Origin of the sequence: Streptomyces sp. NPDC057136, from assembly GCF_042670885.1 — a bacterium.
GTDB lineage: Bacteria > Actinomycetota > Actinomycetes > Streptomycetales > Streptomycetaceae > Streptomyces.
This window is the reverse complement of record NZ_JBHUUV010000094.1, coordinates 1-3,096: the sequence shown is the minus strand read 5'-3', so window position 1 is coordinate 3,096 and position 3,096 is coordinate 1. Positions and strand designations below refer to the sequence as shown.

Below are 3,096 nucleotides of genomic sequence, written 5' to 3'. Positions count from 1 at the left end.
GCGATGGCGCAGGACTGCCTGCCCGACATCGACCCGGACACGGTTGCCTTCATCCCCGCGCTGCGCAAGAACCGTCCCGAGCCGGAGGCCGTGGTCTCCGCTCTGGGCCGGGTCCACATCACCGGGAACACGGTCGACTGGCCGGTGTTCTACGCCGGGACCGGTGCTCAGCGCGTAGACCTGCCCACGTACCCCTTCCAGCGTCGGCACTACTGGCTGAGCGCCACTCCCGACGCAGACGGTGAGTTGCTGGGTGACGCGATCGCGGTGCCGGAGGGGTATCTGTTCACCGGCCGGGTGTCGTTGCAGAGTCACCCCTGGCTGGCTGATCACGTTGTCGCGGGTGTCGTTCTGCTGCCTGGCGCCGCGTTCGTGGAGTTGGTGATCCGGGCGGGTGACGAGGTTGGTTGTGATCTGCTCGACGAGTTGACGTTGGAGGCGCCGCTGGTGCTGCCTGAGCAGGGCGCGGTTGAGCTGCGGGTTCTGGTCGCCGAATCGGACGAGACCGGTCGGCGCGCGGTGAGCGTGCACGCGCGGTTGGGGGACGAGGCGTGGACGCGGCACGCCTCCGGTGTGCTGGCCGTAGGCGCCCCGGCGCCGGGATCCGGGCCGGTGGAGTGGCCGCCGGCGGGTGCGCAGCCGGTGCCGGTGGACGGTCTGTACGAGGGGCTTGCTGCGGTGGGGCTGGAGTACGGGCCGGTGTTCCAGGGGCTGACGGCTGCCTGGCGCAGGGGTGATGAGGTTTTCGCCGAGGTCGCTCTGCCCGAGGATGCGGACAGCGAGGCGTTCGGGCTGCATCCGGCGCTGCTGGACTCCGCCCTGCACGCCATCGCGCTGGCCGGCGGTGCGGACACCGAACAGGCCGAGCTGCCGTTCGCCTGGAACGGGGTCTCGCTGCACGCGACAGGAGCCGCGGCACTCCGGGTGACGGTTTCACCGACGGACAACGGAGCTTCGCTCTCGCTCGCGGACGCCACCGGCGCCCCGGTCGCCTCCGTCGCCTCCCTCGTGCTGCGTCCCGTGGCGGCCGAAGGAATCGTGGGCGCCCGCAAGGCCACTCACGATGCGCTGTTCCACGTCGAGTGGACTGCGTTGCCGGTCGCCGAGTCGGCCGCCGGGGCCGGGCAGGTCTGGGCGCTCCTGGGCCGCGACGAACTGGGTACGAGCGAGCCGCTGAAGGCGTCCGGCGTGCAGATCGACCAGTATCCGGACCTGGCGGCGCTGGCCGCCTCCGGCAGTGTCCCGGAGGTCGTCCTGGCTGCCTGCCCGGCCGAGCGCGGTCACGGTGGTGTGGACCGCGAGCTGGTGACCGGGGTCCGGGCGGTCGCGTACCGGGCGCTGGACCTCGTCCGGTCCTGGCTGGCCGACGACCGGTTCGCCGCCTCACGCCTGGTGCTGCTGACGCGCGGCGCGGTGGCCACGGCCACCGACGACGACGTGGACGACCTGGCGTCCGCCCCGGTGTGGGGTTTGCTGCGGGCAGCGCAGGCCGAGCATCCCGGAAGGTTCGTGCTGGTCGATGTGGAGCCCGGTGGCGACGCGGACTTCGGCGGCACGCTGATCTCCGCGCTCGGCGCGAAGGAGCCCGAGGTGGCGCTGCGGAACGGGGCGGCGCTGGTGCCCAGGCTGGCCATGGCTGCAGTGGCGACGGAGGGCACGGCAGCCGGGTGGAACCCCGAGGGCACGGTGCTCATCACCGGGGGCACCGGTGGTCTCGGCGCCCGTGTCGCCCGCCATCTGGTCGTCGGACACGGGATACGCAGGCTGCTGCTCGCCAGCCGCCGGGGCGCGGCGGCCCCTGGTGCGGACGAGTTGCGGGACGAACTCTCCGCGCTGGGTGCCGAGGTGACCGTGGCGGCCTGTGACGCGGCCGACCGGGACGCGCTGGCAGCGCTGCTGGCCTCGGTGCCCGCGGCGCATCCGCTGACCGGCATCGTGCACACGGCCGGGGCGCTGGACGACGGGGTGATCGATGCACTGACTCCGGAACGGCTCGACGCCGTCTTCCGGCCGAAGGTCGACGCCGCGTGGAACCTGCACACGCTCGCCGTCGAGCTGAACCTGCCCCTCGATGCGTTCGTGCTGTTCTCCTCGGCTGCCGGCACCTTCGACGGCGCAGGGCAGGGCAACTACGCGGCGGCGAACGTGTTCCTGGACGCGCTGGCCCAGCACCGCCGGGCGCAGGGCCGGCCGGCGGTCTCGCTCGCCTGGGGCCTGTGGGGCGGGGAGAGCGGGATGGGGGCGCAGCTCGGCGCCGCCGACCTGCGGCGCCTGTCCCGGTCCGGGATGCTTCCGCTGTCCGAGTCGGAGGGCATGGCGCTCTTCGATGCGGCAGTGCACCGGACCGGCCTGGCCCGGCTGGTCCCGATGCGGCTCGATCTGGCCGCCGTGCGGACCGCTGCCAGGGAGGAAGGGGTGGCTGCGCTGCTGCGGGGGCTGGTGCGGCTGCCCGCCCGACGGGCCGCGCGTCCTGGCACGGTGCCGGAACCGGCCGAGTCCTTCGCGTCACGGATGGCCGCGCTGCCGGAGGCCGGACGGGTCGATGCGCTGCTTCATCTGGTGCGGACCCATGTCGCCGTCGTGCTGGGGCACCCTGAGCCCGAGGCGGTCGAACCAGGGCGTGGCTTCGGGGAGTTGGGGGTCGACTCGCTGGCGGCAGTCGAGCTGCGCAACCGGCTGGGCGCAGCGATCGGCCTGCGGCTGCCCGCCACGCTGATCTTCGACTATCCGACGTCGGACGCCGTCGCCGGTTTCCTCGCCACGAAGGTCGCGCCCGTGGGCGTGGCGCGGGTGCTGTCGCTGGATGAGCAACTGGTGGAGCTGGAGGCGGTGGTGACGGCCGCGAGGCCGGATGCCGACGAGCACGCCCGGATCTCGGCACGACTGCGCGCCCTGACCTCGGCATGGCTGGAGCGGGGCCGGGGCGATGAGGACGCCGAGGGGCCGGAACTGGACTCGGTGAGCGCGGACGAGCTGTTCGACATCCTCGACGACGAGCTGGAGACGTCATAGCGGTTCGGTGGGGGCCCTGGCCGGGCCCCCCCCCAACCCCCCGCGCAGAACGGCCGGCCCCGGGGATACCCGGCCCAGTCTCTT

1 protein-coding gene is annotated in these 3,096 nt (G+C 73.2%); it reads left to right on the top strand.

Annotated features, from left to right (window positions below; all coding sequences use genetic code 11):
* On the top strand, positions 1-3,012 hold a 3,012-nt coding region (locus ACFT7S_RS38565; RefSeq protein ID WP_382741209.1), incomplete at its 5' end, for a type I polyketide synthase.
* Positions 3,013-3,096: the final 84 nt, after the last annotated feature.